Origin of the sequence: Streptomyces sp. CB00316, from assembly GCF_001905595.1 — a bacterium.
Taxonomy (GTDB): Bacteria; Actinomycetota; Actinomycetes; order Streptomycetales; family Streptomycetaceae; genus Streptomyces.
The window spans coordinates 273130-300049 of record NZ_LIXI01000001.1 but is presented as its reverse complement, the minus strand read 5'-3'; the positions used below and the strand labels follow the sequence as shown (position 1 = coordinate 300049).

The 26920-nt window shown below is 71.5% G+C and carries 21 protein-coding genes and 3 pseudogenes; 16 read left to right on the top strand and 8 right to left on the bottom strand.

Going from position 1 to position 26920, the window contains the following annotated elements; all coding sequences use genetic code 11:
* The first annotated feature begins 250 nt into the window (after positions 1–250).
* Positions 251–2446: an acyltransferase family protein gene (locus AMK21_RS01320; RefSeq protein ID WP_079181043.1), complete on the top strand. Its 2196-nt coding sequence runs from the start codon at positions 251–253 to the stop codon at positions 2444–2446.
* A 45-nt stretch (positions 2447–2491) separates the two neighbouring features.
* On the opposite strand, the gene AMK21_RS01315 is transcribed toward AMK21_RS01320, so the two are convergent.
* Together AMK21_RS01315 and AMK21_RS01310 are read right to left on the bottom strand one after the other, a co-directional pair.
* On the bottom strand, positions 2492–2848 hold the full coding sequence (locus AMK21_RS01315; RefSeq protein WP_073873299.1) for a hypothetical protein: 357 nt from the start codon (positions 2846–2848) through the stop codon (positions 2492–2494).
* 123 nt (positions 2849–2971) lie between these two features.
* Positions 2972–3325, bottom strand: coding sequence for a PRC-barrel domain-containing protein (locus tag AMK21_RS01310; protein ID WP_073873297.1), 354 nt, complete (start codon positions 3323–3325; stop codon positions 2972–2974).
* Positions 3326–3634: 309 nt separating this feature from the next.
* Between AMK21_RS01310 and AMK21_RS01305 the strand changes: the two genes are divergently transcribed.
* Positions 3635–4195, top strand: a complete 561-nt coding sequence (locus AMK21_RS01305; protein ID WP_374198619.1) for a MarR family winged helix-turn-helix transcriptional regulator — start codon at positions 3635–3637, stop codon at positions 4193–4195.
* 45 nt (positions 4196–4240) lie between these two features.
* Here AMK21_RS01305 and AMK21_RS01300 read toward each other — a convergent pair whose 3' ends face one another.
* Complete coding sequence (locus tag AMK21_RS01300) at positions 4241–4582, bottom strand: DUF5713 family protein (protein ID WP_073873293.1); 342 nt, start codon at positions 4580–4582, stop codon at positions 4241–4243.
* A 198-nt stretch (positions 4583–4780) separates the two neighbouring features.
* On the opposite strand from AMK21_RS01300, the gene AMK21_RS01295 reads away from it, so the two are divergent.
* The 3 genes and pseudogenes from AMK21_RS01295 to AMK21_RS01285 all read left to right on the top strand — a co-directional run.
* Positions 4781–5938 carry an acyl-CoA dehydrogenase family protein gene (locus AMK21_RS01295; protein ID WP_073873291.1) on the top strand — a complete coding sequence of 386 codons (1158 nt, stop codon included), beginning with the start codon at positions 4781–4783 and terminating at the stop codon, positions 5936–5938.
* 57 nt (positions 5939–5995) lie between these two features.
* Positions 5996–6883, top strand: coding sequence for an acyl-CoA thioesterase (locus AMK21_RS01290; RefSeq protein WP_073873289.1), 888 nt, complete (start codon positions 5996–5998; stop codon positions 6881–6883).
* A 77-nt stretch (positions 6884–6960) separates the two neighbouring features.
* Positions 6961–7166, top strand: a pseudogene (locus AMK21_RS01285) (cation transporter); the annotation flags it as partial.
* A gap of 92 nt (positions 7167–7258) precedes the next feature.
* Here AMK21_RS01285 and AMK21_RS01280 read toward each other — a convergent pair.
* Positions 7259–8074 (bottom strand): phosphatase, encoded by an 816-nt coding sequence (locus AMK21_RS01280; protein WP_073874197.1) that lies wholly within the window; start codon positions 8072–8074, stop codon positions 7259–7261.
* A 326-nt stretch (positions 8075–8400) separates the two neighbouring features.
* Between AMK21_RS01280 and AMK21_RS01275 the strand changes: the two genes are divergently transcribed.
* Both AMK21_RS01275 and AMK21_RS01270 read left to right on the top strand, forming a co-directional pair.
* Entirely contained in the window at positions 8401–10110 is a 1710-nt protein-coding gene (locus AMK21_RS01275) for a glycosyltransferase family 2 protein (protein ID WP_073873287.1), read from the top strand.
* A gap of 24 nt (positions 10111–10134) precedes the next feature.
* Positions 10135–13143 (top strand): SGNH hydrolase domain-containing protein, encoded by a 3009-nt coding sequence (locus AMK21_RS01270; protein ID WP_073873285.1) that lies wholly within the window; start codon positions 10135–10137, stop codon positions 13141–13143.
* A gap of 7 nt (positions 13144–13150) precedes the next feature.
* On the opposite strand, the pseudogene AMK21_RS01265 reads toward AMK21_RS01270, so the two are convergent.
* A pseudogene (locus AMK21_RS01265) lies at positions 13151–13349 on the bottom strand (TetR/AcrR family transcriptional regulator); the annotation flags it as partial.
* A gap of 550 nt (positions 13350–13899) precedes the next feature.
* Between AMK21_RS01265 and AMK21_RS01260 the strand changes: the two are divergent.
* Positions 13900–14355 (top strand): hypothetical protein, encoded by a 456-nt coding sequence (locus AMK21_RS01260; protein WP_073873283.1) that lies wholly within the window; start codon positions 13900–13902, stop codon positions 14353–14355.
* 55 nt (positions 14356–14410) lie between these two features.
* Here the strand turns inward: AMK21_RS01260 and AMK21_RS01255 are convergent.
* Positions 14411–14881, bottom strand: a pseudogene (locus tag AMK21_RS01255) (GOLPH3/VPS74 family protein); the annotation flags it as partial.
* Positions 14882–14908: 27 nt separating this feature from the next.
* Complete coding sequence (locus tag AMK21_RS01250; RefSeq protein ID WP_073873281.1) at positions 14909–15529, bottom strand: TetR/AcrR family transcriptional regulator; 621 nt, start codon at positions 15527–15529, stop codon at positions 14909–14911.
* 112 nt (positions 15530–15641) lie between these two features.
* Between AMK21_RS01250 and AMK21_RS01245 the strand changes: the two genes are divergently transcribed.
* Genes AMK21_RS01245 through AMK21_RS01230 form a run of 4 tightly spaced genes read left to right on the top strand, consistent with a single transcriptional unit; the run spans position 15642 to position 21357 of the window.
* On the top strand, positions 15642–17264 hold the full coding sequence (locus AMK21_RS01245; protein WP_073873279.1) for a carboxyl transferase domain-containing protein: 1623 nt from the start codon (positions 15642–15644) through the stop codon (positions 17262–17264).
* A gap of 7 nt (positions 17265–17271) precedes the next feature.
* Positions 17272–19215, top strand: coding sequence for an acetyl/propionyl/methylcrotonyl-CoA carboxylase subunit alpha (locus AMK21_RS01240; protein ID WP_073873277.1), 1944 nt, complete (start codon positions 17272–17274; stop codon positions 19213–19215).
* Positions 19212–20183 (top strand): hydroxymethylglutaryl-CoA lyase, encoded by a 972-nt coding sequence (locus tag AMK21_RS01235; protein ID WP_073873275.1) that lies wholly within the window; start codon positions 19212–19214, stop codon positions 20181–20183. The genes AMK21_RS01240 and AMK21_RS01235 overlap by 4 nt, the downstream gene beginning before the upstream one ends.
* Before the next feature lie 7 nt (positions 20184–20190).
* Positions 20191–21357: an acyl-CoA dehydrogenase family protein gene (locus AMK21_RS01230; protein WP_073873273.1), complete on the top strand. Its 1167-nt coding sequence runs from the start codon at positions 20191–20193 to the stop codon at positions 21355–21357.
* Between the two features lie 205 nt (positions 21358–21562).
* Here AMK21_RS01230 and AMK21_RS01225 read toward each other — a convergent pair whose 3' ends face one another.
* Positions 21563–22609 carry a hypothetical protein gene (locus AMK21_RS01225; RefSeq protein ID WP_199863079.1) on the bottom strand — a complete coding sequence of 349 codons (1047 nt, stop codon included), beginning with the start codon at positions 22607–22609 and terminating at the stop codon, positions 21563–21565.
* A gap of 308 nt (positions 22610–22917) precedes the next feature.
* On the opposite strand from AMK21_RS01225, the gene AMK21_RS01220 reads away from it, so the two are divergent.
* Genes AMK21_RS01220 through AMK21_RS01205 form a run of 4 tightly spaced genes read left to right on the top strand, consistent with a single transcriptional unit; the run spans position 22918 to position 26801 of the window.
* The gene (locus AMK21_RS01220; protein ID WP_073873271.1) at positions 22918–23877 is read left to right on the top strand and encodes an ABC transporter substrate-binding protein; all 960 of its coding nucleotides are present in this window, start codon (positions 22918–22920) and stop codon (positions 23875–23877) included.
* 1 nt (position 23878) lies between these two features.
* On the top strand, positions 23879–24829 hold the full coding sequence (locus AMK21_RS01215; RefSeq protein ID WP_073873269.1) for an amino acid ABC transporter permease: 951 nt from the start codon (positions 23879–23881) through the stop codon (positions 24827–24829).
* A gap of 8 nt (positions 24830–24837) precedes the next feature.
* The gene (locus AMK21_RS01210; RefSeq protein WP_073873267.1) at positions 24838–25590 is read left to right on the top strand and encodes an amino acid ABC transporter ATP-binding protein; all 753 of its coding nucleotides are present in this window, start codon (positions 24838–24840) and stop codon (positions 25588–25590) included.
* Complete coding sequence (locus AMK21_RS01205) at positions 25587–26801, top strand: M20 family metallopeptidase (protein ID WP_073873265.1); 1215 nt, start codon at positions 25587–25589, stop codon at positions 26799–26801. The genes AMK21_RS01210 and AMK21_RS01205 overlap by 4 nt, the downstream gene beginning before the upstream one ends.
* The last annotated feature ends 119 nt before the right edge of the window (positions 26802–26920 follow it).

Here is a 26920-nt window from a genome sequence, read left to right as displayed (position 1 = left end):
GACAAGGAGAAAACCGGGCAGAGTTACGCGACCGGAGCCCCGGGCTCCGTGCGCGCGAGGTAGCGGAATCGCCGCGTCACCGAAAGGCCGGAGCGCCGTGACAGCGGGCGCTTGTCAGCAAGTGCTCCACTATGGTCCACTCTGGCGATATCGCGATGTACTGACAATGTCATGGATCGCGGGCCGGGCCGAAGCCAGCTTCGATCGACCGGCTCCGGAGGCGATCATCGGCGCCATCCGGTTATGCCTCATGACCAAGGAGATCCACACGGTGCCCGTCCGCCGCCTCACGCATGCCCCGCGGCCCACGTCCGACGACGCCCCGCCCCCGACCGGCCCCCGGGACGGGACTCCCGGCGAACACGGGAAGGGGCCCGCCGGGCCGGCGGGGGGCGCGAATCTCCGGCTCGACATCCAGGGCCTGCGGGCGGTGGCCGTCACCCTCGTGGTGCTGGGGCACTCGGGGGTGACCTCCATAGCCGGCGGATACGTCGGCGTGGACGTGTTCTTCGTGATATCCGGCTTCCTGATCACCTCGCTGCTGCTCCGGGAGTGGAGCCGCGACGGCAAGATCTCCCTGGCCCGCTTCTACTCCCGCCGGGCGCTGCGCCTGCTGCCCGCCTCCACCCTGGTCGTGCTGGCGACGCTGGCGGGCTCCTGGCTCTTCCTGGGGCCGCTGCGCTTCGCGGACTACGCCAAGGACGCCATCGCGTCCGCCTGGTACGTCGTCAACTTCCGACTCGCCGAGGCTGGGACCGACTACTTCAACACGGATGTGCCGCCCTCCCCGTTCCAGCACTTCTGGTCGCTGGCGGTCGAGGAGCAGTTCTATCTGATCTGGCCGATCGTGATGATCGTCGCCCTCAAGCTGTTTAGGCGACGGGCCCTGCTCGCGATCCCGCTGATCATCCTGGTCGGCGCCTCCTTCGCGCTGAACCTCCACCTCACCGAGACCTCTCCCGCGTGGGCCTACTTCGGTTCGCAGGGCCGGATCTGGGAGCTGGCGGTAGGCGCCCTGCTGGCTCTGGCGGCGCACCGCCTGAACGACATCCCGCGCCCGGTCGCCGCGGTCCTGAGCTGGGCAGGCCTGGCCGCCATCGCCTACGCTGCCGTGTCCTTCGACGGGACCACGCCCTTCCCCGGCCATCACGCCGTGATCCCGGTCGCCGGCGCCGCGGCCGTCCTCGCCGGAGGCGCCGCGGCCGGCCGCTACGGCGCGGGCGCCGTCCTCTCGCTGCGGCCCGCCGTCTGGATCGGCGGGCTCTCCTACGCCTGGTACCTGTGGCACTGGCCGCTGATCGTCATCGTGCCGGCCGCCGCCGGCTTCGGTGCGCACGACGGTCCGCTGCGGCTGATCGCCGCGCTGGGCGGCATCCTGCTCGCCTGGGGAACGCTGCACCTGGTCGAGGACCCGATGCGCTTCCATCGCGCGTTCAAGGCCCACGCCGTCCGAGGGCTCACGCTGGGTCTGGGCCTGTCGGCCGTCGCGGCCCTGGTCGCGGTGCTCACCCTCCAGTACCCGCCGACCCTGGACCCGGGCGGCGCGCGGCAGGACACCAAGAAGACGCTCGCCACCGCCTCCGATCCCGGTGCCGCCCTCACCGATCTGCTGGCACAGCCGGTGGAGGAGCTCCCGTCCAACCTCAAACCGAGCCTGCACGAGACCGCGTACACACGGTCCACGGTCTACACCGACGACTGCGCCCTCACCATGACCGGCACGAAACAGACCAAGCCCTGTCTGTACGGTGACAAGAACGCCGACCGCAGTGTGGTCCTCTTCGGCGACTCGCATGTCGCGCAGTGGTTCCCGGCGCTCGACGCGATCGCCCGCAAGCACGACTGGCGGCTCTACTCCTTCACCAAGAACGCCTGCAAGGTCTCCCAGGTCACCATCGAGTGGCAGGACGGCCCGTACTCCACCTGCGACGCCTGGCGGGCGGAGACCATCAAGAAGATCCAGAAGCTGGAACCCGAACTCGTCATCACGTCGAGCTCCAACTCCGCCAAGCTGTACGGCGGGGGCGACCTGGGCAAGGCGTGGGGCAAGGGGCAGGCCGAGACGTACCGGATGCTCCAGCGCGGGCGCACCCAGGTGCTCACCGTGCTGGACAACCCCTGGCCGAAGAACAACACGGTGGACTGCGTGGCGGTGAACCCCGACGACCTGCCGTCCTGCGCGCGCCACCGTTCGGAGGCCGACCCCAAGCCCGAGGTCACCCAGGCGATCCGGGACGCCGCCGCCGCCGAGGACGTCGCGCTCATCGACCCGTACAAATGGGTCTGCGCCCCGTCAGGCACCTGCCCGGCCGTGGTCGGGAACACCCTGGTCTACCGGGACTACGGCCATCTGGCGGACGGCTACATCGAGGCCCTCACCCCGGTGGTGGAGGACGAACTGCTGCGCCTGTTCGGCAAGGACCTGAGCAAGCGCCCGGGGAACTGACACCCGCGCCGCACCCCCGGAGCCTCCGCCCGCCTGACACGCCCCTCACCCGGTGCGCCACCGACAACGGAACTCGGTGGCGCACCGGGCGCGCTCGTTCACCGCCCCGACCGGCGCCGCCCGCTTCTGCGGCCCTCGCAGCGAGGGCGGCTCCTCCGGCGCCGAGGGGCCGTCCCCCGGTTCGGCCTGAGCACCCGGCTGACCTCCCGCACCCACGCGTGCGACGCCCCCGCGGCGGTCCATGGCTTTCGGCGTACTCAGCGCCGGCCTGTGCCACGCCCGGGGGCCTTCGAGGTCGACCGTGGTCGCCGCCTGGCGGGTCGCTGGGACCGCGTCGATGGCCGCACCGCGCCGTACGTCGTAGCGGTGCTGGTCGTGCGGCTCCGGCGTCGGCTGCGCCAACTGCCAAACGGTTCCCGGGACCTTGTGCGGCACCTCCCGTGACCCGCCCGGAGCCGCGCACGCGGGCGGGGCGGGACGCGAACCATCGCGTCCCGCCCCGCCCGCTCTGCGTCTGCCGTCGGATCAGACGCGACGGTGGCGCCCGTAGTACTCACCGGTCGTGCGGTGGAAGTCCTCGTCGCCGACGTGCTTGTCCTTGTCGAACTCCGGGGCGTCCTTGATCTGGTCCTTCGTGAGGTCGATGTAGACCTTCTGGTCGTCGGTGTCGATCCGGCTGACCGTGCCCGCCGGAAGCAGGACGTGCTTGCCGAAGATCCATACGCCGGTGTCCACCACCAGGTACGAGGACGTGACGTCGTCGGAGTGCTTGTCGACCTTGCCGATGCTGCCGTCGGTAGCCTCGACCTTGTAACCGATCAGGTCGGTGCCGACGGTGTGGCCGACGGTCGGCTGGTAGCCCCACAGGTTCTCAGACATAAAGAAACTCCTTCGATCGCACCTGAATGAATTCTTGGTTCAGCGGACCGCGCACCCCGTTGAGGAGGTGCTCTTTCCGCCCTGCTCATTTCCTGAGCAACCGTTGACAGCCTGGTGCCCGGCACCCCCGGCACCATGTCTGCGAACTCGTACGTTTTTCGATCCATTTCGCGGGAATTCGATGCACCCGCGCGTGTTCCCGCGCGCCCCAGGAAGAATCATGGGTTTCGGAACGGCTGGGGCGTGAACGCTATGGAGGACTTGCCCGCAGGCGCGGCAGGGCCGCAGCTCGACCGAGGGTGTTCCAGCATGGGCGTAGAGCGTTCCGGCCCTGATCAGAGGCTTCGCGATGTGGCGCGGGCGATGCGTGGGGTCATCGAGCTGCTGGAGGTCTACTGGACGCGGGTTCCCGACGGGTTCTCGCCCGTCACCGTGTCCGCGCCTCAGCTTCGGGTCATGTACGTGATCGAACGCCGGGAGGGCATCAATCTGCGGCAGCTGGGTGCGGAGCTGGAGGCGGCGCCGTCGTCGGTGAGCCGGTTGTGCGACCGGCTGGAGGCCATCGGCTTCGTACGGCGGTCCTCCAGCACGGCCAGCCGGCGCGAGGTCGAGCTGCGGCTGACAGCTCAGGGGCGGGCGCACCTCGACCGGCTGCGGGCCCGGCGGGAGGAGCGGCTGACAGCCGCTCTGGCGCGGGCGTCACCGACCTCCCGGGCCCGGCTCATGGAAGCGGTGGAGACGATCCGCGTCGCGCTCACCGCCGCCGTACGGGCCGAGCCGGCCGACCCGCCAGGTCCCGGAACGCGGCAGCCGCCGGACGCCGGGACGGGGCGGCCGCCGGGTGACGGGACGGAGCGACGTACGGGGTGACCACCGCGCCGGCGCGGTGGTGTGCGGCGGGGCGGCGAAACGCCCTCACCACTCCCGGGCCGCGATCAGCTCCTCCCCGTCCGCGTCCTCGAAGCCGTACGCCTGCGCGATGAACCAGAAGGCCTCGCCTATCTCCTCGCGCGCCACCGTCTCGATCTCGCTGCCCGCCGCCTCGAACTCCGCCTCCAGGGCGTTGAAGTCCTCCGTCGCCCTCTCGGTCAGCCGGTACAGCGCCGGCAGGTCCGTCGGCCGCTCCGCCTCGATCCGCTCGCACAGGCGCAGCAGCACCGCCCGGCCCCGGTCCAGGACGTGGTCCGGGTAGTAGTCGTCCTCGTACAGCGGGAGCAGAAACGCGTGCTCCGCCACCTGCCGGTTCGTGATCGTCACGACGGCCCTCCGCCCTTGCCGGTACGCTCTCATCGATCCTGCACCACGGCACTGACAACGCCCCCGGCACAGCCGCTCTCCCGCGTGCTCAGCATCACCCTGGACAGCTCCGTGACCGACCGGTAACTTCGAGAGGAATGAGCAAGCGCTTAGCCATGCCCGGTGAGCGAACACACCAGCCGATCAAGGAGGCACCCCGTGCGCCGTACGGTATTCAACGAGGACCACGAGGCGTTCCGGGAGACCATCCGCGCCTTCATCGCCGCCGAGGTCGTGCCGGTGTACGACGAGTGGTTCGCCGCGGGCGTCGTGCCTCGTGAGTTCTACCTCAAACTCGGCGAGCTGGGCATCTTCGGCATCGAGGTCGACGAGGAGTACGGCGGCGCGGGCATCGACTCGCACAAGTACGAGGCGGTCATCTACGAGGAGACCGCGCGTGCGGGTGTCTCCTTCGGCGGCTCCGGCGTGCACACGCTGCTCGGCCTCCCGTACGTCAAGATGCTCGCCACCGACGAGCAGAAGAAGCGCTGGCTGCCGAAGTTCGCGACCGGCGAGGAGATGTGGGCCCTCGCGATGACCGAGCCGGGAACCGGCTCCGACGTCGCGGGCATGAAGACCACCGCCAAGCTCTCCGAGGACGGCACGCACTACGTCCTCAACGGCGCCAAGACCTTCATCACCGGTGGCGTCCACGCCGACCGCGTGATCGTCTGCGCCCGTACCGCCGCCCCGCGCGAGGACGACCGCCGCTTCGGCATCTCCCTCTTCGCCGTCGACACCAAGTCCGCGGGCTACTCCGTGGGCCGCAAGCTCGACAAGCTCGGCCTGAAGACCTCCGACACCGCCGAGCTGGCGTTCGTCGACGTCAAGGTTCCGGCCGAGGACCTCCTCGGCGAGGAGAACAAGGGCTTCGGCTACCTCGGCACCAACCTGGCCTCCGAGCGCTGGGGCATCGCCTTCGGCGCGTACGCGCAGGCCGCGGCGGCCGTCCGGTTCGCCAAGGAGTACGTGCAGGAGCGCACGGTCTTCGGCAAGACCGTCGCCTCGTTCCAGAACACGAAGTTCGAGCTCGCCGCCTGCCAGGCCGAGGTGGACGCGGCCCAGGCCGTCGCCGACCGCGCGCTGGAGGCCCTGGACGCCGGTGAGCTCACGGCGGCGGAGGCCGCCTCCGCCAAGCTGTTCTGCACCGAGGTCGCGCACCGCGTGATCGACCGCTGCCTCCAGCTGCACGGCGGGTACGGCTTCATGAACGAGTACCCGATCGCCCGCCTCTACGCCGACAACCGCGTCAACCGCATCTACGGCGGCACCAGCGAGGTCATGAAGTCGATCATCGCCAAGTCCATGGGCCTGTAGGCAGACTCAGGCCGTTTGGACAGACTCAGGCCGTTCTGTAAGGACTACGTTCTCTTCATGAGCGCAGCACTCGATTCCCTGCTCGATCTGCTCGACCTGGAGCAGATCGAGCGGGACATCTTCCGGGGCGCGAGCCGCAGCGCGGTCGTGCCCCGGGTGTTCGGCGGGCAGGTCGCGGCCCAGGCGCTGGTCGCCGCGGGCCGGACCGTCCCCGCCGAGCGGGCCGCCCACTCCCTGCACGCCTACTTCCTGCGCGCCGGGGACCCGGGCGCGCCCATCGTCTACAGCGTCGACCGCATCCGCGACGGGAGGTCCTTCACCACCCGCCGGGTCGTCGCCGTGCAGCACGGGCAGCCGATCTTCCACCTCTCCGCGTCCTTCCAGACGTACGAGGACGGGCTGGAGCACCAGGCCGACATGCCGGCCTCCCCCGATCCCGAGACGCTGCCCACGGCCGCCGAGATGCTGCCCCGGTACGCGGACCGCTTCAGCCACCCGGGGATGGTCGACCGGCTGATCGAGGCGCGGGCCGCGGTGGACCTGCGGTATGTGGACGCACCGCCGTTCGGCACGGTGGGCGAGGCGCGTGAGCCGCGCTCGCAGGTCTGGTTCCGGACCAACGGCAAGCTCGCGGACGATCCGCTCCTGCACGTCTGCATGGCCACGTACGTCTCCGACATGACGCTGCTGGACTCGGTGCTCCTGGCCCACGGGCGGGGCGGCTGGGCGGTCGGGGACGTGGTCGGGGCGAGCCTGGACCACGCGATGTGGTTCCACCGGCCGTTCCGGGCGGACGAGTGGCTGCTGTACGACCAGGAGTCGCCGTCGGCCTCCGGCGGGCGGGGGCTTGGCCAGGCCCGTATCCACACCGCCGACGGGCGCCTCGCGATCACCGTCATCCAGGAGGGTGTCGTACGGGTTCCGCGTGACGTGGACCCGGGATGAGCACCGCCTGAAGTAGCATTTCGGACATACTCCCCACCATGAGCGATACGAAGGCTGACGGCGGGGAGTCCACCTTCACCGTTCTCATCCAGGGGCCGGCCGAGATCCTGTCGCGGCGAAGGCCGACTTCCGTGACATGGCCACCGCGGCGGAGGTCGAGTGGGCCTGCGAGGAGGCGGAGGCGCAGCCGTGGGAGCGGCTTCCGTCGGTCCGGCGGGTGTATTCGGACCCGACGCCGGGGCGTGAGCAGCGGCTGCGGGAGCGGCAGCACCCCGGCTCCTGAAGCCGTCACGGGCTCCTGACGACGCCGTCACGCCCCGGACGCGGCCCCGCGGCCCCTTGCGTGGCCGTTCCGTGGCCCTGAAACGGCAGGCCCTACACGGCGGGCTCCTGTGCGAGCTCGGGCTCGTCCTCCAGCAGCCCCGCCGCGTGCAGCAGGTAGTCCGTCATCGGGTCGTAGAAGCGCGGGTCGGTGACGTGGTCGTCCAGGGGGACGGCGACCTGGAGGGTGCCCTCCGACTCGCCAAGGAAGAGGGCCGGGTCGTTGCAGTCCGCGTAACCGATCGCGTCCAGCCCGCGCCGGCCCGCGCAGCCCGCCCAGCCGTGGTCCGCGACGACGAGGTCGGGCAGCGGGCGGCCCAGGTGCGCCATGGCGTCCAGGACGGCCGCCATCGGGGCCGGGGAGTGGGTGTGCCAGAGGGTCGCCCCGCGTTCCAGCATCGCGACGTCGGCGAACTGGACGACCAGCCCCTCGTCCGCGATCAGCCCGGAGGGGATGCGGACGATCTCGCAGCCCGCCCGGCGCAGGGCGTCCGCCGTCTGCCGGTGCACGTCCAGCAGGCCGCCGGGGTGGCCGGTGGCGAAGAGGACCCGCTCGCGGCCGTCCGCGGCCTTGCGCAGGCGGGCCGCCATCCGCTCCAGGGCGTCCACGGTCAGCTCGGGGTCGATGGTGTCCTGGCCGAACCGGTGCGCGGGGTCGTCGTTCACTCCGCAGCGCTCGGCCATCACCGCGAGCACGTCCTGCTCGTCGGTCCAGCGGTCGCCGAGCTCCAGACCCAGCCAGTAGTGGCGGTCACCGTTGGCGAGCTTGCGGTAGTGGGAGAGGTTGTTGTCGCGAGGAGTGGCGACGTCCCCCGCGATACGCGAACGGACGAGGTGGTCGACGAGGGCGGCGCGGCTGGGTATCGGCATGCACCCATTGTGCCGCCCGGGGTGCGGGGTGTGCCGGGTGTCCCGCACGCCGGACGGATCCTCCCCGGCCCCGTCAGTCTTCCGGGACTGTTCACCCCGGCGTGACCTGCGCCTTCCCCGACCCGACGGGTGTGGCCGCTCGAATGGGCCCACCCACCGGCCTGGACCAGAGGTCTGGACCCATCGAACCACGCCAATCCGCTGTCTCAATTCCTCCGTCGGCCCGGTCTCGCGTGAGTGGTCTATACCTTTGGCGCTAGGGTGACCATCGAAGCGAGTGCTGAAACAGGCACGGAAACGGGTACATACACAGCCGTGGGGGCTTTATGACCGTGCATCACCTTCCGCAACCACCATCCGACGACGAGCTCTACTGGTACTTCGGGCCGCAGCGCCGCTGGGTCCTGGTGAGCAGTTCGCTCGCCTTCGTCTTCACCGCGGTCACCATGCTCGCCTTCGCGCTGCGGACCCCGGCCCTCTGGGCGTTCCTCGCGGTCCTCGGGCTCAACGTCGTGGCGCTGGGGCTCTCCTCCGTCAACAGCCTGCGTCAGCGCCGGCTGACCCGGCCGTCGCACGAGGTCCTCGTCCACGCCTGGCAGCCCGCCGAACTCCCCACCGTGGACCTGTACTTGCCGACCTGCGGCGAACCTCTCCCCGTCCTCGACAACGCCTACCGCGCCGTCGCCGCCGTGGACTGGCCCGACGCGCTGACCGTCTGGGTCCTGGACGACGGCGACCGGCCCGAGGTCGCGGCGCTGGCCGCCCGTTACGGCTACACGTACGTCGTCCGGCCCGACCGGGGGCACCTGAAGAAGGCGGGCAACCTCAACCACGCGCTCACGCTGAGCAGTTCGGAGTTCATCGCGATCCTGGACGCGGACTTCGCGCCCCGCCCGGACTTCCTGCGCCACCTCGTCCCGTATCTCGCCGACCCCGCCGTCGGCATCGTGCAGAGCCCTCAGTGCTTCGACACCGACGAGTCGATGGAGTGGATCCAGCGCGCCGCCGGTGCGGCCCAGGAGTGGTTCTTCCGCTGGATCCAGCCCTCCCGGGACGCCAGTGACGCCGCCATCTGCTGCGGCTCGAACGCCGTCTACCGGCGCAGCGCGATCGACCTGGCGGGCGGCTTCGCCCGGCTCGACCACAGCGAGGACCTGTACACCGGGCTCGCCCTGCACGAGCAGGGGTTCCGCACCCAGTACGTCCCCGTCCTGGTCGCCAAGGGCACCTCGCCCGACGAGGTCACCTCCTTCGTCAACCAGCAGTACCGGTGGGCGATGGGCAACCTCCACCTGCTCGCGACGCCCGTACTGAAGCGGATGCGCGCGCCCTGGCGGATGCGGCTCTGCTTCTACGAGGGCGTCGTCGGGTACCTCACGACGGCCGTGAACACCTTCGCCGCGCCGCTGCCGCCGCTGGTGATGATGTTCTGGTATCCGGACCACATCCGGCCCTGGCACGTGCTGCCGCTGCTCGCCCCGCTCTGGCTCTGGCACGTGCTGCTGCCCAGGATCAGCCGCACCCGCTGGCGGGTGGAGGTGATCCGGGCCAACGTCCTCACCAGCGTGGCCGCCGCCACCGCGTTCTGGCACACCCTGCGGGGCCGCAGCGCCGCCTGGGTGCCCACAGGGGTTCGCGGCAAGGGGAGTTCGGGCTCGATGGCCCGCCGGGTGGTGGGCGTCTCGCTGGCCTGGCTCGTCCTGTCCAACGGGGCGGCGGCCGCCGGGATCGCGCTGGCCGTCGCCCGTAACGGCTGGGAGCCCAACTGGGGGCTTCTGCTCTATCTGCTGGTGCAGCTCCAGATCAACGTGCCGTTGATACGGGACCTGTTGACCGAGCTGCGTCCCAGGGTGCGGAACGAGGAAGTCCCGACGCCGCGTGGTGCGGGGGCCAGAGCCTTCCTGGTGAGCCTCCGCTCCCCCGCCGGCGTGCTGCCCCGCCGCTGGCCCGAGGCCCTCGCCGCCTCCGCCGTCCTCCTGCTCACCGGTCTGCTCGCCTCGGGGTGGGTCAACCCGATGCTCCCCTGGTCGAGCTGAGCCGAGCCGAAAGGCCTTGCCGTCATGCCCTTCCTCCTCGCTCCCGGCCCTCGCCGGAAGCGCACCACTCCACCACCGCCCGTCCCGCCCGCCCCACGGTCGGGCGGCGAGTCCGGGCCCAGCCCGCACCGGTCCACGTTCCGGCCCGACATCGAGGGACTGCGCGCGGTCGCCGTCCTCGCGGTCCTCGCCTTCCACGCAGGAATCCCGGGCCTGGCAGGCGGGTTCATCGGGGTGGACGTCTTCTTCGTCATCTCCGGCTACCTGATCACCGGCCTCCTGGTCCGCGAGGCCATCAGCACAGGCCGGATCCGGCTCGGCGGCTTCTTCTCCCGGCGGGCCCGGCGACTGCTGCCCTCGGCCGCCGTGGTGCTCGCGGCGGTCGCGGTGGCCGGCGCCTGGCTGACCGTCCCGCTGCGCCGCACCGACCTGGAGTACGACGTCCTCGCGGCTGCGCTGTCCGTCGCCAACTGGCGGTTCGTCTCCCAGCGGACCGACTACCTCGCCGCCGGGCACGACCAGAGCCCGCTGCTGCACTTCTGGTCGCTCGCCGTCGAGGAGCAGTTCTACCTGTTCTGGGCCCCGCTCCTCGCGGTGGCCGTGCTCTGCGCCGCCCGCGCGGTCCGGCGGGGGCGTGCCGTGCGGTCCGTGGTGGCGCTGGTGACCGGGGCGCTGGTCGTCGGTTCGTTCGCGCTGTCCCTGCACTGGACGGCGCACTCGGTCTCACTCGCGTACCTCGGAACGCCTTCACGCGTCTGGCAGTTCGGCGTGGGGGCGCTGCTCGCGCTGCTGCCCTGGCACCTGCTGCGCGGGCCGCGTCCGCTGCGGCTGCTGTGCGGCTGGGGCGGGGCGGCGGCGATCGGCTGGTGCGTGGTGGCGTACGACGCCTCGACGCCGTACCCCGGATACGCGGCGCTCGTCCCGACCCTGGCCACCGCCGCCGTGATCCTCGCCGCGATACCGGGGCGGGGCGAGCGGAACGTCCAGGGCGCGTACGGGGTCGGGCGGCTGCTGGCGGGGCGGGCGCCCCGGGCCGTCGGGCGGCTCTCGTACAACCTGTACCTGTGGCACTGGCCGGTGCTCGTGCTCGCGGAGGTCCGGCTCGGCACGCTCGGCTGGCCCGCGAGGACGGCGCTCACGCTGGCCGCCGTGCTGCCCGCGCTCGCCACGATGCGCTGGGTGGAGCAGCCGCTGCGCCGCAGCCGTACGGTCTGCGAACTTCCCCGGCGGGGGCTGGCGGTCGGCGTCTCGGCCATCGTGCTGCCGGTCGCACTCGCCCTGGTGGTGGGCACGGCGACGCTGCACCTGATGGGCCCCACCACTCCGGTCGACGTCAAGGGGCTGCCGCCGGGTGCCGCCTCCGGGCCCTCGCTGCTCGGGGCCTCCGCGGGGGACGGGTCGGTGGTTCCGAACCCGGCCCAGGCCCGCAAGGACTTCCCGCCGGACCGGAACTGCCAGGTCGCGCCGGAGGTGACCCGCAGCCCGGAGTGCCTGTTCGGCGCGGTGGACAGCCAGGACCGGATCGTGCTGCTCGGCGACTCGCACGCGGGGCAGTGGTTCTCCCCGATGCTGGCGCTTGCCTCACAACGGGGCTGGGCGCTCCAGCAGTTGGTCAAGCAGGGTTGCCCGCTTCCGCGGTTGGCGGTGGACAGCCCGCAACTGGGCCGCGCGTACCGGGAGTGCGACACCTGGCGCGCGGACGCCCTGGAACGCCTCCGTACGGGTCCCAAGCCCCGGCTCATCGTGGTCGCCTCGCTCAACCGGTACACCACCGACCGCCAACTCCTGGCCGCCGCCTGGGAGAAGACCCTCAAGCCGCTGCGGGAGACCGGCGCGCCGATCGTGTACATCGAGGACACCCCCGTACCCGGTACGGACATCCCCGCGTGTGTCTCCGGCGCTCCGGACGATGCCGCCGCCTGCGCGTTCCGCCGGACGGAGGCGATCTGGGCCGATCCGCTGGCCCGGAGGATCGCGGCGGGGGCGGTGCCGGGCGTACGGGCCATCAGCGTGAACCCGGTCCTCTGCCCGGGTGACGGCCCGACCTGCCCGGCCGTACGGGACCGCATCCTGCTCTACCGGGACGACGCCCACCTCACCAACGCGGCGGCCGTCGTGCTGACCCCGAGGCTGGAGCGGCTGCTGACGGACACGGGGGCGCTGCCGACGGCCACGGCCCCCGCCGCGCCGGGTGACGACGGCTGGACCGAACTGCTGCGGGACGACTTCGAGGGCCCGGCGGGCAGCCGCCCCTCCCCCGCGAACTGGCAGTACGACCTAGGGACCTGCTACCCCGGCTGCCCGGCCCCGCAGTGGGGCACCGGCGAGATCGAGACCATGACCGACTCGACGGACAACGTCCGCCTCGACGGGAGGGGCGCGCTGGAGATCGTGCCCACCAGGAAGGGTGACGCGTGGAGTTCGGGGCGGATCGAGACCGTACGTTCCGACTTCGCGCCGCCGCCCGGCGGCGTGCTGCGGATCGAGGCGTCGATCGCGCTGCCGGACGTGACCGGGCCGAAGGCGGCGGGCTATTGGCCCGCGTTCTGGACCCTGGGCGCCAAGCTGCGCGACGGCTACACGGGCTGGCCGGGCGTCGGTGAACTCGACGTCATGGAGTCCGTCAACGGCCGGGACACCATCTTCGGGTCGATGCACTGCGGGGTGCTGGAGGGCGGGCCGTGCGAGGAGCCGGTGGGGCTGACGTCGGGTCCGCAGGCCTGCGCGACCTGCCGCACGGAGTTCCACACGTACGCCGTGGAGGTGGACCTCGGCGGGGGCGAGGTGCGCTGGTATCTCGACGGCCGGGTGTACCACCGGGTGAGCGCCGGGCGGATGGACGCCGGGACCTGGAAGCGGGCGGTGGACCACGGGGTGTTCCTGATCCTCAACGTGGCGATCGGCGGCAAGCTGCCGGCCGCGGACGGCGCGACGGTGGGGCCGGGCACCGAGCCGGGGCACCCGATGCGGGTCGATCGGGTCACGGTGAAGGTCAAGGGCGGGGGCTCGGGCACGGTCAGCGGCTCGGGCTGAGGTCTTCGACGGTGAGGGTGATCAGGTCGTGGAAGGTGACGCCCGGCCTGACCGCCCCGTCGCGCAGGGCGCGGTGGAGCAGCGTAGTGACCGCGGCTTCGAGCGCGGCGCCGCAGGAGTGCTGCGCCTCGGGGTCAGGCGGGGGCGCCGGTGGGGGGCTCGTAGGTGAGGGCATCCGCGAGCCCGTGGGCGGAGGCGGCGTACCGCGCGGGTCCCTCCCCCGTTGCCCGGGGACCCGCGCGAGCCGTCGTGCGGGCCGAACGGTCGTGCGACGCGGTCGGCCGGGGCCCGGAGCCGCACCGTGGTGCGGCCGTCTCCGGGCACGGGAAGTATCACCTTTCGCTGGGGAGCCGTGCGAACGCTTTTCCGACCGAGTCCCCACTGGAAGGCGCATGTTCAGGCGCGACCCGGTGGGCACCGCCCGGACCCCCCAGCCGTACGCGGCCGGCCACGATCACGCCGCACGAACCGCTCGCCGGCGGCAGGGGGGCCAACTGCCTCTCGTTGGAAGCGTCGTCGAGCACCACCAGGATCGATCCGCCGTTCCGCGAGCAGCCCCCGGTAGAGGTCCGTACGCCTGCGGTCAACAGCCGCCCCCGTCCTCAACGGCAACTCTGACAACCGTCCCACGTATCGGGGCTGCGGCCCCCTGAGCTGCGGCCACCAGTAGAGTGCGATGCCTGTTCGATTCGATGCGATGTGGGGGGACAGTCGGTGGGGGCACAACTGAGGTGCGTCGCGAAGGAGTTGGCGGAGATGTTGTGGCGGGAACACACCGTGTACCGGGAGCGGTCCGGCGGGATGGTCATCCGAGGAGAGCACGTACAGCGGTGGCTCAGCCTCGCTCCGGCAGGCGGCCGGGGCGAGGTCCTCGTACGTGCGGGGCGCATCCTCGACGGCGGGACCACCGCTCCGGCGCGTTCGGAGGCGGTGGTGCCCCTCTCTGCCGGTACGGGCGAGCTCGCCGCGACCTGCCGCCGCCTGCTGGCCGAAGCGGCGGCCGATACGGTGCGGGTCGCTCCGGGCCGGGCGGCGTCAGGGCGGACCGATCGGCCCCGTCGGTCCGGGCGGCCTCGTGGGCCCCGAAGCTCCGTGCGGCGAAGCGCCAGAGGGAGGCACACACGGTTCAGCTCATGGGTGATCATCGCCTGCGTGGCGGGGGCGATCGCCCTGTACGCCTACAGCGCCTACGGCGAGGCGGCGCAGGGCTGACCGGGAGCCACTCGCGGTTCAGCCGTCGTCGCTCACGTCAGGCGCTCCGGCCGCCTCAAGGCACCACGGAGAGCACCGTCACCACGGTCACCGTGGAGATCGCGGCCTGGAGGTTGCGGATCGCCTCCCGCACGCCCACCCCCGCCCAGTGGCCGTCGGCGATCTCCGCCATGCGCCGGGTCACCTGCTTCCTCGGCACGCCGGGGAAGGCTTGCGGGCGCGTCCCCGTGGCGTGCACGAGGGCGACCAGTGCGCTCGTACGGGCGTCCGGCTCGGCCCCGCACAGCACCTCCGCGGCCAACCGGTCCCGCAGCTCCCGCTCGACGGAGCCGTCGGCCTCCGGGTAGCGGCGCACCGGGAAGACGCCGAGGGCCCGGTGCCGCTCCTCGGTCACCAGGCCGCGGGCGCAGAGGCTGTCCACGACGTCCTGCGAGCCCTTCGCGTGCTCCCGGGTCAGCCACTCGACCACCTCGCGGCTGCTGGAGGCCCCGTGGACCCAGCGCGCCAGCCGGTCGAGCCGCGACCGAGGTTGCCCAGCGGGTGAAACTCCTGCTCAGGATGGGTCCGCAGCCGCCGCGAACGCCCCGCGCGCCAGCCGGTGCAGCAGCGCGGCGGTGGCCTCGCGGCCGGGGCGAGCCTCCGGGCGGGCGAGGTGCGGGGTGGAGTTCAGCAGACCGAAGACGGCGTGCACGGTGACGCGGGCCTCGTTCTCGGGCAGGCCGGGGTAGAGGGCCCGGACGACACCCACCCAGACCTCCACGTACTCGCGCTGGAGCCGCCGCACCCGCTTGCGGTCCGTGTCGCGCAGCCGGTCGAGCTCACGGTCGTGGAGGGTGATGAGGGGGCGGTCGTCGAGGGCGAAGTCGATGTGGCCCTCGATGAGCGCGTCCAGGAGCGCCTCGGGGGAGCCGTCGCCCCGCGACGCGTCCTCCGACACCCGCAGGCGGCCGCCGTCCAGCAACCGCTCGCTGATCCCGACCAGCAGTTCGGCGAGCATCGCGTCCTTGCCGGGGAAGTGGCGGTAGAGGCCGGGGCCGCTGATACCGACCGCGGCGCCTATCTCGTCGACGCCGACCCCGTGGAAGCCGCGTTCGGCGAAGAGGCGTGCGGCCTCCCGCAGGATCTGCTCGCGGCGGGTGGGGGCCGCGACGCGGGCGGCGGCATGGGTGCTCATGAGGATTCATTCTAGACAGGGTCGTTAGCGGTCGTTAACCTGAAGGAAACGCGTTAACGCTCATTAACAGCAGCGGTTGACTATCGCGGTACGGGCAAGGGGGCTCGACACGATGCAGCAGGCACCGGTCCTGGCGAGCGCGGCCGATCCCGCCTCGGAGGCCTGGCAGGCCAACGAGGCGGCGCATCACGCGCTCGCCGACGAGCTGGCGGCACGGCTCGCCACGGCAAGGCTGGGCGGGGGTGAGAAGGCGCGGGCCCGCCACGAGGCGCGCGGCAAGCTGCTCCCCCGGGACCGGGTGGACACCCTCCTCGACCCGGGTTCGCCGTTCCTGGAGCTGGCCCCCCTGGCGGCCGAGGGGCTGTACGGGGGCGCCGCCCCGGCGGCCGGGGTGATCGCCGGGATCGGGCGGGTCAGCGGCCGCGAGTGCGTGATCGTCGCCAATGACGCGACCGTCAAGGGCGGCACGTACTACCCGATGACCGTGAAGAAGCACCTGCGCGCGCAGGAGGTGGCGCTGGAGAACCGGCTCCCCTGTCTCTACCTGGTCGACTCGGGCGGTGCCTTCCTCCCGATGCAGGACGAGGTGTTCCCCGACCGGGACCACTTCGGGCGGATCTTCTACAACCAGGCCCGCATGTCGGGGGCCGGCATTCCGCAGATCGCGGCGGTGCTGGGCTCCTGCACGGCGGGTGGGGCATACGTCCCGGCGATGAGCGACGAGGCCGTCATCGTCCGCAACCAGGGCACGATCTTCCTCGGCGGCCCGCCGCTGGTGAAGGCCGCGACCGGTGAGGTCGTCACGGCGGAGGAGCTGGGCGGCGGCGAGGTCCACTCCCGTACGTCGGGGGTCACCGACCATCTCGCGGAGGACGACGCGCATGCCCTGCGGATCGTCCGCAACATCGTCGCGACCCTCCCGGACCGTGCCCCGCTCCCCTGGTCGGTGGAGCCGGCCGAGGAGCCGAAGGTCGACCCGGTGGGTCTGTACGGGGCGGTCCCGGTGGACTCCCGGACGCCGTACGACGTACGCGAGGTCATCGCCCGGGTGGTCGACGGCTCGCGGTTCCAGGAGTTCAAGGCGGAGTACGGTACGACGCTGATCACCGGCTTCGCCCGCATCCACGGCCACCCGGTCGGGATCGTCGCGAACAACGGGATCCTGTTCTCCGAGTCGGCCCAGAAGGGCGCGCACTTCATCGAGCTGTGCGACCAGCGCGGGATCCCGCTCGTCTTCCTCCAGAACATCTCCGGCTTCATGGTCGGCCGGGACTACGAGGCGGGCGGCATCGCCAAGCACGGCGCGAAGATGGTCACGGCGGTGGCCACCACCCGCGTCCCGAAACTGACGGTCGTCGTCGGCGGCTCGTACGGGGCGGGCAACTACTCGATGTGCGGCCGGGCGTACAGCCCCCGCTTCCTGTGGATGTGGCCCAACGCCAAGATCTCGGTGATGGGCGGCGAGCAGGCCGCCTCGGTGCTGGCCACCGTCAAGCGCGACCAGCTCGGCGACGACTGGAGCGCCGAGGACGAAGAAGCGTTCAAGGCCCCGATCCGTGCCCAGTACGAGACCCAGGGCAACGCGTACTACGCCACCGCCCGGCTCTGGGACGACGGCGTGATCGACCCCGTGGACACCCGCCAGGTGCTGGGCCTCGCCCTCACGGCCTGCGCCAATGCCCCGCTGCCCCAGAAGGACCCGGCCGGTCCCGGCTTCGGCGTCTTCCGGATGTGAGGAACAGATGACGATGTTCGACACCGTTCTGGTCGCCAACCGCGGCGAGATCGCCGTCCGGGTGATCCGGACCCTGCGGGAGCTGGGGGTGCGCTCGGTCGCCGTCTTCAGCGACGCGGACGCGGACGCCCGGCACGTACGGGAGGCGGATACGGCGGTACGGATCGGCCCGCCGCCGGCCGCGGCGAGCTACCTGTCGGTTCCGGCGCTCCTGGAGGCGGCCCGCCGCACGGGCGCGCAGGCCGTCCACCCCGGCTACGGCTTCCTCGCGGAGAACGCGGAGTTCGCCGCCGCCTGTACGGACGCGGGTCTGGTCTTCATCGGCCCGCCCGCCTCCGCGATCTCGCTCATGGGCGACAAGATCCGGGCCAAGGAGACGGTCGCGGCGGCCGGGGTCCCGGTGGTCCCGGGTTCGTCCGGCAGCGGCCTCACCGATGCCCAACTGGAGGAAGCGGCACGGGAGATCGGCACCCCGGTGCTCCTGAAGCCCTCCGCGGGCGGCGGCGGCAAGGGCATGCGCCTGGTCCGCGACGCGGCGGTGCTGGCGGAGGAGATCGCGGCGGCGAGGCGCGAGGCGCGGGCTTCGTTCGGCGATGACACCCTTCTCGTCGAGCGGTGGATCGACCGCCCCCGCCACATCGAGATCCAGGTGCTGGCCGACGCCCACGGCAACGTGATCCACCTCGGCGAGCGCGAGTGCTCGCTCCAGCGCCGCCACCAGAAGATCATCGAGGAGGCCCCCTCGGTCCTGCTCGACGAGGAGACCCGGGCGTCGATGGGTGAGGCGGCCGTGCAGGCGGCGCGCAGTTGCGGCTATGTCGGCGCGGGGACGGTGGAGTTCATCGTCCCGGGCAACGATCCGGCCTCGTACTACTTCATGGAGATGAACACCCGCCTCCAGGTCGAGCACCCGGTCACCGAGCTGATCACGGGCCTGGACCTGGTGGAGTGGCAGCTGCGGGTGGCGTCGGGCGAGCAACTCCCTTACGCGCAGCAGGACATCACGCTGGACGGCTGGGCGATCGAGGCCCGGATCTGCGCAGAGGACCCGTCCCGGGGCTTCCTGCCCTCCGGCGGTACGGTGCTGGCGCTGCGCGAGCCGCAGGGCGGCGGGGTACGCACGGACTCGGGGCTCAGCGAGGGCGTGCCGGTGGGCAGCCTGTACGACCCGATGCTGTCGAAGGTCATCGCGTACGGCCCCGACCGCGCGACCGCCATCCGCAAGCTGCGGGCGGCCCTCGCGGACACGGTGATCCTGGGCGTCCCGACCAACGTGGGCTTCCTGCGCCGCCTGCTGGCCCACCCGGACGTGATCTCCGGCAACCTGGACACGGGGCTGGTGGAGCGCGAGGCTGAGGGCCTGGTGCCGGACGGCGTACCGGACGAGGTGTACGCGGCGGCTGCGGCGGTCCGCCGGGAGGCGCTGGCGCCCCGGCCGGACGCGGGGGGCTGGACGGACCCGTTCTCGGTGCCGAGCGGGTGGCGGACGGGGGGTGTGCGGGCGCCGCTGCTCTTCCCGCTGCGGGTGTCGGGCGCGGACCCGGTGTCGTACGAGGCTCCGGCGGGAGCTGTGGTGACACCCGACCGCGTCACGGTCGAACTCGACGGCACGGTGGGCCACTTCCACCGGTCCGGCGACTGGCTCGGCCGGGAAGGCGACACCTGGCACGTCCAGGACCACGACCCGGTGGAGGCGTTGCTGAGCGGGGCGGGCCGGAGCGGGGCGGACACGCTGGCGGCGCCGATGCCGGGCACGGTCACGGTGGTGAAGGTGGCCGTCGGTGACGTGGTCGAGGCAGGTCAGAGCCTGCTCGTGGTGGAGGCGATGAAGATGGAACACGTGATCTCCGCGCCGCACGCGGGGACGGTGACCGAGCTGGACGTCACGGCGGGGGCCACGGTGGCGATGGACCAGATCCTCGCGGTAGTGGCGCCCCGGGAGGACTCATGACCACGCGACCGCTCCCCATGAAGGTCCCGGCTGCCGGTCTGCCGGCCCGGGTCCGGATCCACGAGGTAGGGGCCCGGGACGGCCTGCAGAACGAGAAGGAGACCGTCCCGACGCCGGTGAAGGCGGAGTTCATCCGCCGCCTGGCCGTGGCGGGTCTGACGACCATCGAGGCGACGAGCTTCGTGCACCCGAAGTGGGTGCCCCAACTGGCCGACGCGGAGGAGCTGTTCCCCCTCCTCGGGGACATCGCGGACGTGGGCGACGTCTCCCTCCCCGTCCTCGTGCCGAACGAACGCGGCCTGGACCGGGCACTGGCGCTCGGGGCCCGGTCGATCGCGGTGTTCGGCTCGGCCACGGAGACGTTCGCCGCACGCAACCTGAACCGGACCGTCGACGAGTCGCTCGCCATGTTCGAGCCGGTGGTGGCCCGGGCGAAGGCGGAGAAGGTCCACGTGCGCGGGTACCTGTCGATGTGCTTCGGCGACCCGTGGGAGGGCACGGTGCCGGTGGCGCAGGTGGTCAGGGTCGCGAAGGCGCTGATGGACCTGGGCTGTGACGAGCTGTCGCTGGGCGACACGATCGGGGTGGCGACACCGGGCCACGTAACGGCGCTGCTGAGGGCCCTGAACGATTCAGGCGTCCCCACGGAGTCGATCGGCGTCCACTTCCACGACACGTACGGCCAGGCGCTGTCCAACACCCTGGCCGCGCTCCAGCACGGGGTGAGCACGGTGGACGCGTCGGCGGGCGGCCTGGGCGGCTGCCCGTACGCGAAGAGCGCCACGGGCAATCTCGCCACCGAGGACCTGGTCTGGATGCTCGACGGCCTCGGCATCGAGACCGGCGTCGACCTCGACGCGCTGGCGGCCACCAGCGCCTGGCTGGCCGGACACCTGGGCCGACCGAGCCCATCCCGCACGGTCCGCGCCCTGACCCCTCCCTCTTCTCCCGCCTCCCACAAGGAGTGAGTTACCCATGTCCCTGGATCACCGGCTGACCGCCGAGCACGAGGAACTGCGCCGCACGGTCGAGGCGTTCGCGCACGACGTGGTCGCGCCGAAGATCGGCGACTTCTACGAGCGCCATGAATTCCCGTACGAGATCGTGCGCGAGATGGGCCGGATGGGCCTGTTCGGCCTGCCGTTCCCGGAAGAGTACGGCGGCATGGGCGGCGACTACCTCGCGCTCGGCATCGCCCTGGAGGAGCTGGCCCGGGTCGACTCGTCGGTGGCGATCACCCTGGAGGCGGGGGTCTCGCTGGGCGCGATGCCGCTGCACCTGTTCGGCACGGAGGAGCAGAAGCGGCAGTGGCTGCCGAAGCTCTGCGCGGGCGAGGCACTGGGCGCGTTCGGCCTGACCGAGCCGGACGGCGGGTCGGACGCGGGCGGTACGCGGACGACGGCGGTGCTGGACGAGGCGACGAACGAGTGGGTGATCAACGGCTCGAAGTGCTTCATCACCAACTCGGGAACGGATATCACGGAGCTGGTGACGGTAACAGCCGTGACCGGCCGCAAGGAGGACGGCCGCCCCCGGATCTCCGCGATCATCGTCCCCTCCGGCACCCCCGGCTTCACGGTCGCGGCCCCCTACTCCAAGGTCGGCTGGAACGCCTCGGACACCCGCGAGCTGTCCTTCGCCGACGTCCGTGTCCCCGCCGCCAACCTGCTGGGCGAGGAGGGCCGCGGCTACGCGCAGTTCCTGCGGATCCTGGACGAGGGCCGGGTCGCGATCTCCGCCCTGGCCACGGGCCTGGCGCAGGGCTGCGTGGACGAGTCGGTGAAGTACGCGGCCGAGCGCCACGCGTTCGGCAAGCCGATCGGCGCGAACCAGGCGATCCAGTTCAAGATCGCCGACATGGAGATGCGCGCCCACATGGCCCGCGTGGGATGGCGCGACGCGGCCTCCCGTCTGGTGGCGGGCGAACCCTTCAAGAAGGAGGCGGCGATCGCGAAGCTGTACTCCTCGACGGTCGCGGTGGACAACGCCCGCGAGGCGACGCAGATCCACGGCGGGTACGGCTTCATGAACGAGTACCCGGTGGCGCGGATGTGGCGCGACTCGAAGATCCTGGAGATCGGCGAGGGGACTTCGGAGGTCCAGCGGATGCTGATCGCCCGGGAGTTGGGACTGCCGGGCTGACCCGTTCGGCGCTTCGACGACCACCGCCCCGGCCGCCGTGGATGTGCTCATGGTGGCCGGGGCGGTCGTGTCAGCCGGGCGTCATCCCTCCCCTCCGTCGGTACGACGTCGCGGCGGCGAGAGCCTGCACCGCCAGGGCGGCCACCGGGGCGCGCCGGCCGGATGCTGACGCTGCGCCGGGCGGGGTGAGGGGGCCGCGTTGGACTCAACCGCAGTTCGTGAGCGGCGTCCCGTCGTAGAGGTTGCGGTCCGGGACGCCCCTGACGACGCTGCGCAGGTAGTAGCCACAGGTGGGGCGGTTCTTGAAATCGTAGGTCTGGCCGGGGCGCAGTCGCCAGATCTTGTAGCCGTCGTAGCTGAGGTATCGGTCGGCGTCGGCCTGCTCGGGGCGGTGGTCGCCCAGGACGACGAAGGTGTCGGCGCCGGCGGCGGTCGCTCTGCCGTTCCCGTCGATGAAGAGGGATCCGCCGTCGTCCACGCCGACGCCCCACGCGGCTCCGCCGGTGGTGAGACCGTCCTCGATCGCCCGGGCGACGAAGGCCATGGTGCGACCCATGCGATCCCGGGTGACGAAATGTGAGTCGTTGATGGTGCCCGCGTAGTTCGGCCAGACGAACATGCCGGTGGTGAAGGTGATCGCCGGATCGTAGGGATCGTAGAGCGCCTCGTCGGAGGTGACGCCGCCGCGGCAGGCGTCGTAGACGACGGCGCTGTTGATGTGGTGCCCCGCGCTGCCACCTCCGGAGCCGCCGCCCTTGGCGACGACGGACTTCACGGAGTTCTGGAGGGCGGTGCCCTTCCAGTCGGCGTAGTCGCACTGGTCGCCGCCGGCGAAGTAGACGAACTCGGCGTTGCGGACGTCGGTGTTGGCCGCGCTGTTGTCACCGTCGCTGCGGCGCGTGAGGGTCCAGGTGGTACAGGAGTTGACGCCGGCCAGGCCCATGACCGTGTCGCACTCGGGCGTCGTGCTGCCGGAGGTGGGTGCGGAGCCGGCGAGGACGACGACGTCGAGGGAGCCCGTACCACCGCGGATCGCGTCGATGGCTCTGCTCATGGTCGCGGCGACGACCCCGCCGGAACCGTTCATGGTGTACGCGGGACCGGACCAGCTGCCGCGGCTGACGTCGGCCAGGCTGCCCAGCCGGATGCGCTTGGCGGCGGCGTGGGCCGGTTCCGCGGTGATGAGGGCGGGGGCCAGCAGGGCCAGGGACGCGGCGAGGCAGGTCGCCGGCCGCAGAGGGGTACGGATCACGGAGCTCTCCTGAGGATGGAGGAGTGGGGGACCGACGCGGAGTCGGTGGTGATGGAAAGTACAGACACGCGGGGCAGTTCGCCAGATGTAACGCAGCAGCGATCACCGAGACCGGGCATCGCGCAGCAGATTTGCCGTTCCGACCGCTCCGGACAGGGTGCGTGGGACATGTTTCACGCAGCGCGATGGCGCGCCACGGAGACGTAACGCTCGTTACATCTATGCAGATTGAGTTGCGGTGTGTAACTTCTGGGGCGGGCCGGGCGAGGAAGTCGCCGCCGGCCGGAATTCCTCCAGGAGGGAACGACATGAAGTACGCCCACGTCTCCGGTCGTGCAGTGACCGCCGCCGCACTGACCAGCACCGTCCTGCTGGCGCTCGCGGGCTGCGGAGAGGGTGGCGACAGCGCCGCCGCGGCCAGGACTCCCGCGTCGCTGGAGGTCGCGGGGGTGACCGTCGAAAGGGACGCGAAGCTGCACGAGGCGCTGCCAGGCGCCGTGAAGAAGTCCGGCACCGTGCGCGTGGCCACCGACGTGCCCTACGCCCCGTTCGAGATGTTCGTGACCGAGGGCGAGAAGGAGCTGACCGGCCTGGACTACGACCTCGGTCAGGCGATCGGCGCCCGGCTCGGTGTGGAGTTCGCTTTCACCCCGCAGAAGTTCGACGGCATCGTGCCCGCCATCCAGGCCGGCAAGTTCGATGTGGCGATGTCCGCGATGACGGACAACAAGGAGCGCCAGGCGGTCGTCGACTTCGTCGACTACTCCGTCTCCGGCTCCGGGATCATGGTCGTGAAGGGCAACCCCGAGAAGATCACCACACTCGACGACCTGTGCGGCAAGAAGGTCGCCGTCCAGGCGGCCACGAACCAGTTCGACCTCCTGAGGACGCACCAGAAGGAGTGCGGGAAGGCGGGCCGTGGCGAGATCGACGTGCAGACGTTCCCCAAGGACTCCGACGCCCAGCTCGCCCTGCGCGCCGACAAGGTCGTCGCCCAGGTGCTGACCAAGCCGGCGGCCGGCTGGACCGCCAAGACGGCCGACGGAGGCCAGGCCTTCGAGGTCGTCGACGACCCCGCCGCGAGCGGTGGTTACAACGCCTCCCCCAACGGCATCGCCGTCTCCAAGAAGCTTCCCGAGCTGACGGACGCGATCCAGAAGGCGCTGCAGTCCCTGATCGACGACGGCACCGCCATCAAGATCTTCGAGAAGTACGGCGTCGCCTCGATCGCGGTCAAGGAAGCCACCCGGAACGCAGCGGTCGACTGATATGGCCACCACACTCGACACCCGCACCGCGCCGGCCGAGCAGGACCTGACCGTCGTCCCGGTGCGTCACTACGGCCGCTGGGTCGCCGCCCTGGCCTCGGTACTCGCCCTGGCGGGGCTGGTCGGTTCGCTGGCCACCAACGCCAATCTCCGCTGGGACGTCATCGGCGACTACCTCTTCGCCGGCCTGATCTTCGACGGACTGGTCACCACCCTGTGGCTGACCGTCGCGGCCATGGCCCTCGGGCTCACCCTGGGCACCGTCATCGCCGTGATGCGCCTGTCGTCCAACCCGGTCCTCTACGGCCTCTCCTCGCTGTTCGTCTGGGCCTTCCGCGGCACCCCGCTCCTGGTCCAGATCATCTTCTGGGGGTACGCCGGCGCCCTCTACAAGAACGTGCTCATCGGCATCCCCTTCACCGACGTCACCTTCTTCCAGGCCGACACCAACTCCCTGCTCACCCCGGCCGTCGCGGCTCTGCTCGCGCTGGGACTCAACGAGGCGGCGTACGCCTCGGAGATCGTCCGGGCAGGGATCCAGTCCGTCGACACCGGGCAGGCCGAGGCCGCGCACTCGCTCGGCATGCGGCCCGCTCTGACGATGCGCAGGATCGTTCTCCCCCAGGCCATGCGGGTGATCATCCCTCCGATGGGCAACGAGACGATCAACATGCTCAAGATGACCGCGCTGGTCTCGGTCATCGCCGCGCATGACCTGATGTCGAACATCCAGGAGGTGTACGCGCAGAACTACCAGGTCATCCCCATGCTCGTGGTCGCCTCGCTCTGGTATCTGGCACTGGTGAGCCTGCTGAGCGTTCCGCAGGCCTGGCTGGAGCGCCGCTACGGCAGGGGCACCGCACACGGAGGCCACACCTCCCCGCTGCGGCGGATGTTGACCGGGGTCACCCGCGCGACGGCGCCGAAGACCGGAAAGGCAGAAGGCCGTTGACCACGCCCATGGTGCGCGCCCAGGACGTGCGCAAACGCTTCGGCAAGCTCGAGGTCCTCAAGGGCATCGACCTCACCGTCGAACGCGGGCAGGTGTGCTGTCTGCTCGGCCCCTCGGGCTCGGGCAAATCCACCTTCCTGCGATGCATCAACCACCTGGAGAAGATCGACGGCGGCACACTCGCCGTCGAGGGGGAACTCGTCGGCTACCAGCGGCGCGGATCCCGGCTCCACGAGTTGCGGGAGAAGGAGATCGCCGCCCACCGCCGTGACATCGGCATGGTCTTCCAGCGATTCAACCTCTTCCCCCACCTGACCGCCGAACAGAACATCATGGAGGCGCCCGTCCGCGTCAGCGGCACGAGCACCGCCGAGGCCCGTGCGGATGCCCGGCGGCTGCTGGAGCAGGTCGGACTGGCGGACCGGGCCGGCCACTACCCGGCCCAGCTCTCCGGCGGGCAACAGCAGCGCGTGGCCATCGCACGCGCGCTGGCCATGAGACCGAAGCTGATGCTCTTCGACGAGCCGACCTCCGCGCTCGACCCCGAGCTCGTCGGCGACGTCCTGGACGTCATGCGACAGCTGGCCGCCGACGGTATGACCATGGTCGTCGTCACCCACGAGATCGGGTTCGCCCGCGAGGTCGGCGACACAGCGGTCTTCATGGACGACGGCGTGGTGGTCGAGGCCGGGGACCCCCGGCACGTGCTGGTCGACCCGGAGCAGGAGCGCACCCGTGCCTTCCTGTCCAAGGTCCTGTGACCGCGCCCACCCGACCGCGTCCGCGTGCCCAGGATCTGCTGCCGTACGCCGAGGCCCGCCTGGACGGGTTCCTGGCCGACCTGGCCGGTCTGGTCGCGATCGACTCCGGTTCCTACAGCCCCGCCGGGGTGAACCGGGTCGCCGACTGGACCGCCGCCCGGCTGGCCGCCCTCGGCTTCGCCGTCGAGCGGGTGACCCCCGACGGGGCGGACGGCGAGACCACGGGGGACGTCCTGATCGGCCGCAGGACCGGCCGGCTCGCGGCCCGGGAAGGCGGGCGGCGCGTCCTGCTCGCCGCCCACATGGACACCGTCTTCGCCGACGGCACCGCCGCCGCCCGCCCCTTCACTCTCCAGGGGCGGCTCGCGCACGGCCCCGGCGTCAGCGACGACAAGGGCGGCCTGCTCGCCGGGCTCACCGCCCTGGACATCCTCGCCGAGGCGGGCGTCGAGGAGTACGCCGAGATCGTCTTCCTCGCCACCCCCGACGAGGAGATCGGCTCACCCGTCAGCCGCCCCGTCACCGAACGGGCCGCCAGGGGAGTGCACTTCGCGCTCGCCCTCGAGTGCGCCCGGGAGAACGGCGCCCTGGTCATCGCCCGCAAGGGAGTCTCCGACCTCCTCATCACGGTCACGGGACGCGCCGCCCACTCCGGCATCGAACCCGAGCGCGGCGCCAATGCCGCCCTCACCGCCGCCCACCTGGTCGTCGCCCTCCAGGCGCTCAACGGCCGCTGGGAGGACGTGACCGTCAACGTGGGCGTGGTGCGTGCGGGCACCCGGACCAACATCGTCTGCCCGGAAGCGGAGCTGCGCGTCGAGATCCGCTCGGCCACCACGGCCGGGATGGTGCGGGCGCGTGCCGCCATCGAGGAGGCAGCGGCCCGGCCCCGCGTGCCCGGCACGTCCGCGGTGGTGGAACAGCTCGACCTGTGCCCTCCCATGGAGGACACCGACACCACGCACCGCATGATGGCCCGGGCCCGCTCCCTGGGCGAAGACCTCGGCCTCGCCCTGGGGGCGACCGCGACCGGTGGAGTGGGCGACGCCAACATCATCGCGGGCGTCGGGGTGCCCGTCCTCGACGGCCTCGGCCCCGTCGGCGGGGCCGACCACACCCCCGAGGAGTGGCTCGACACAGCGACCGTACCGGAGCGGGTCGCCCTGCTCGCCACGCTCATCGCCACGCTGGGCAGCTCCCGGCACGGGTGACGCCCCGGCGGTCCCGCTTCTCACGGCGCGGCCGCCGCGGGTGGTACGCATCGGCGCCCCCGCTACCCGCCCGCTCAGCACAACCGCTTGCCGCTCTCCGTCCTTCCTCTCGTCACCAC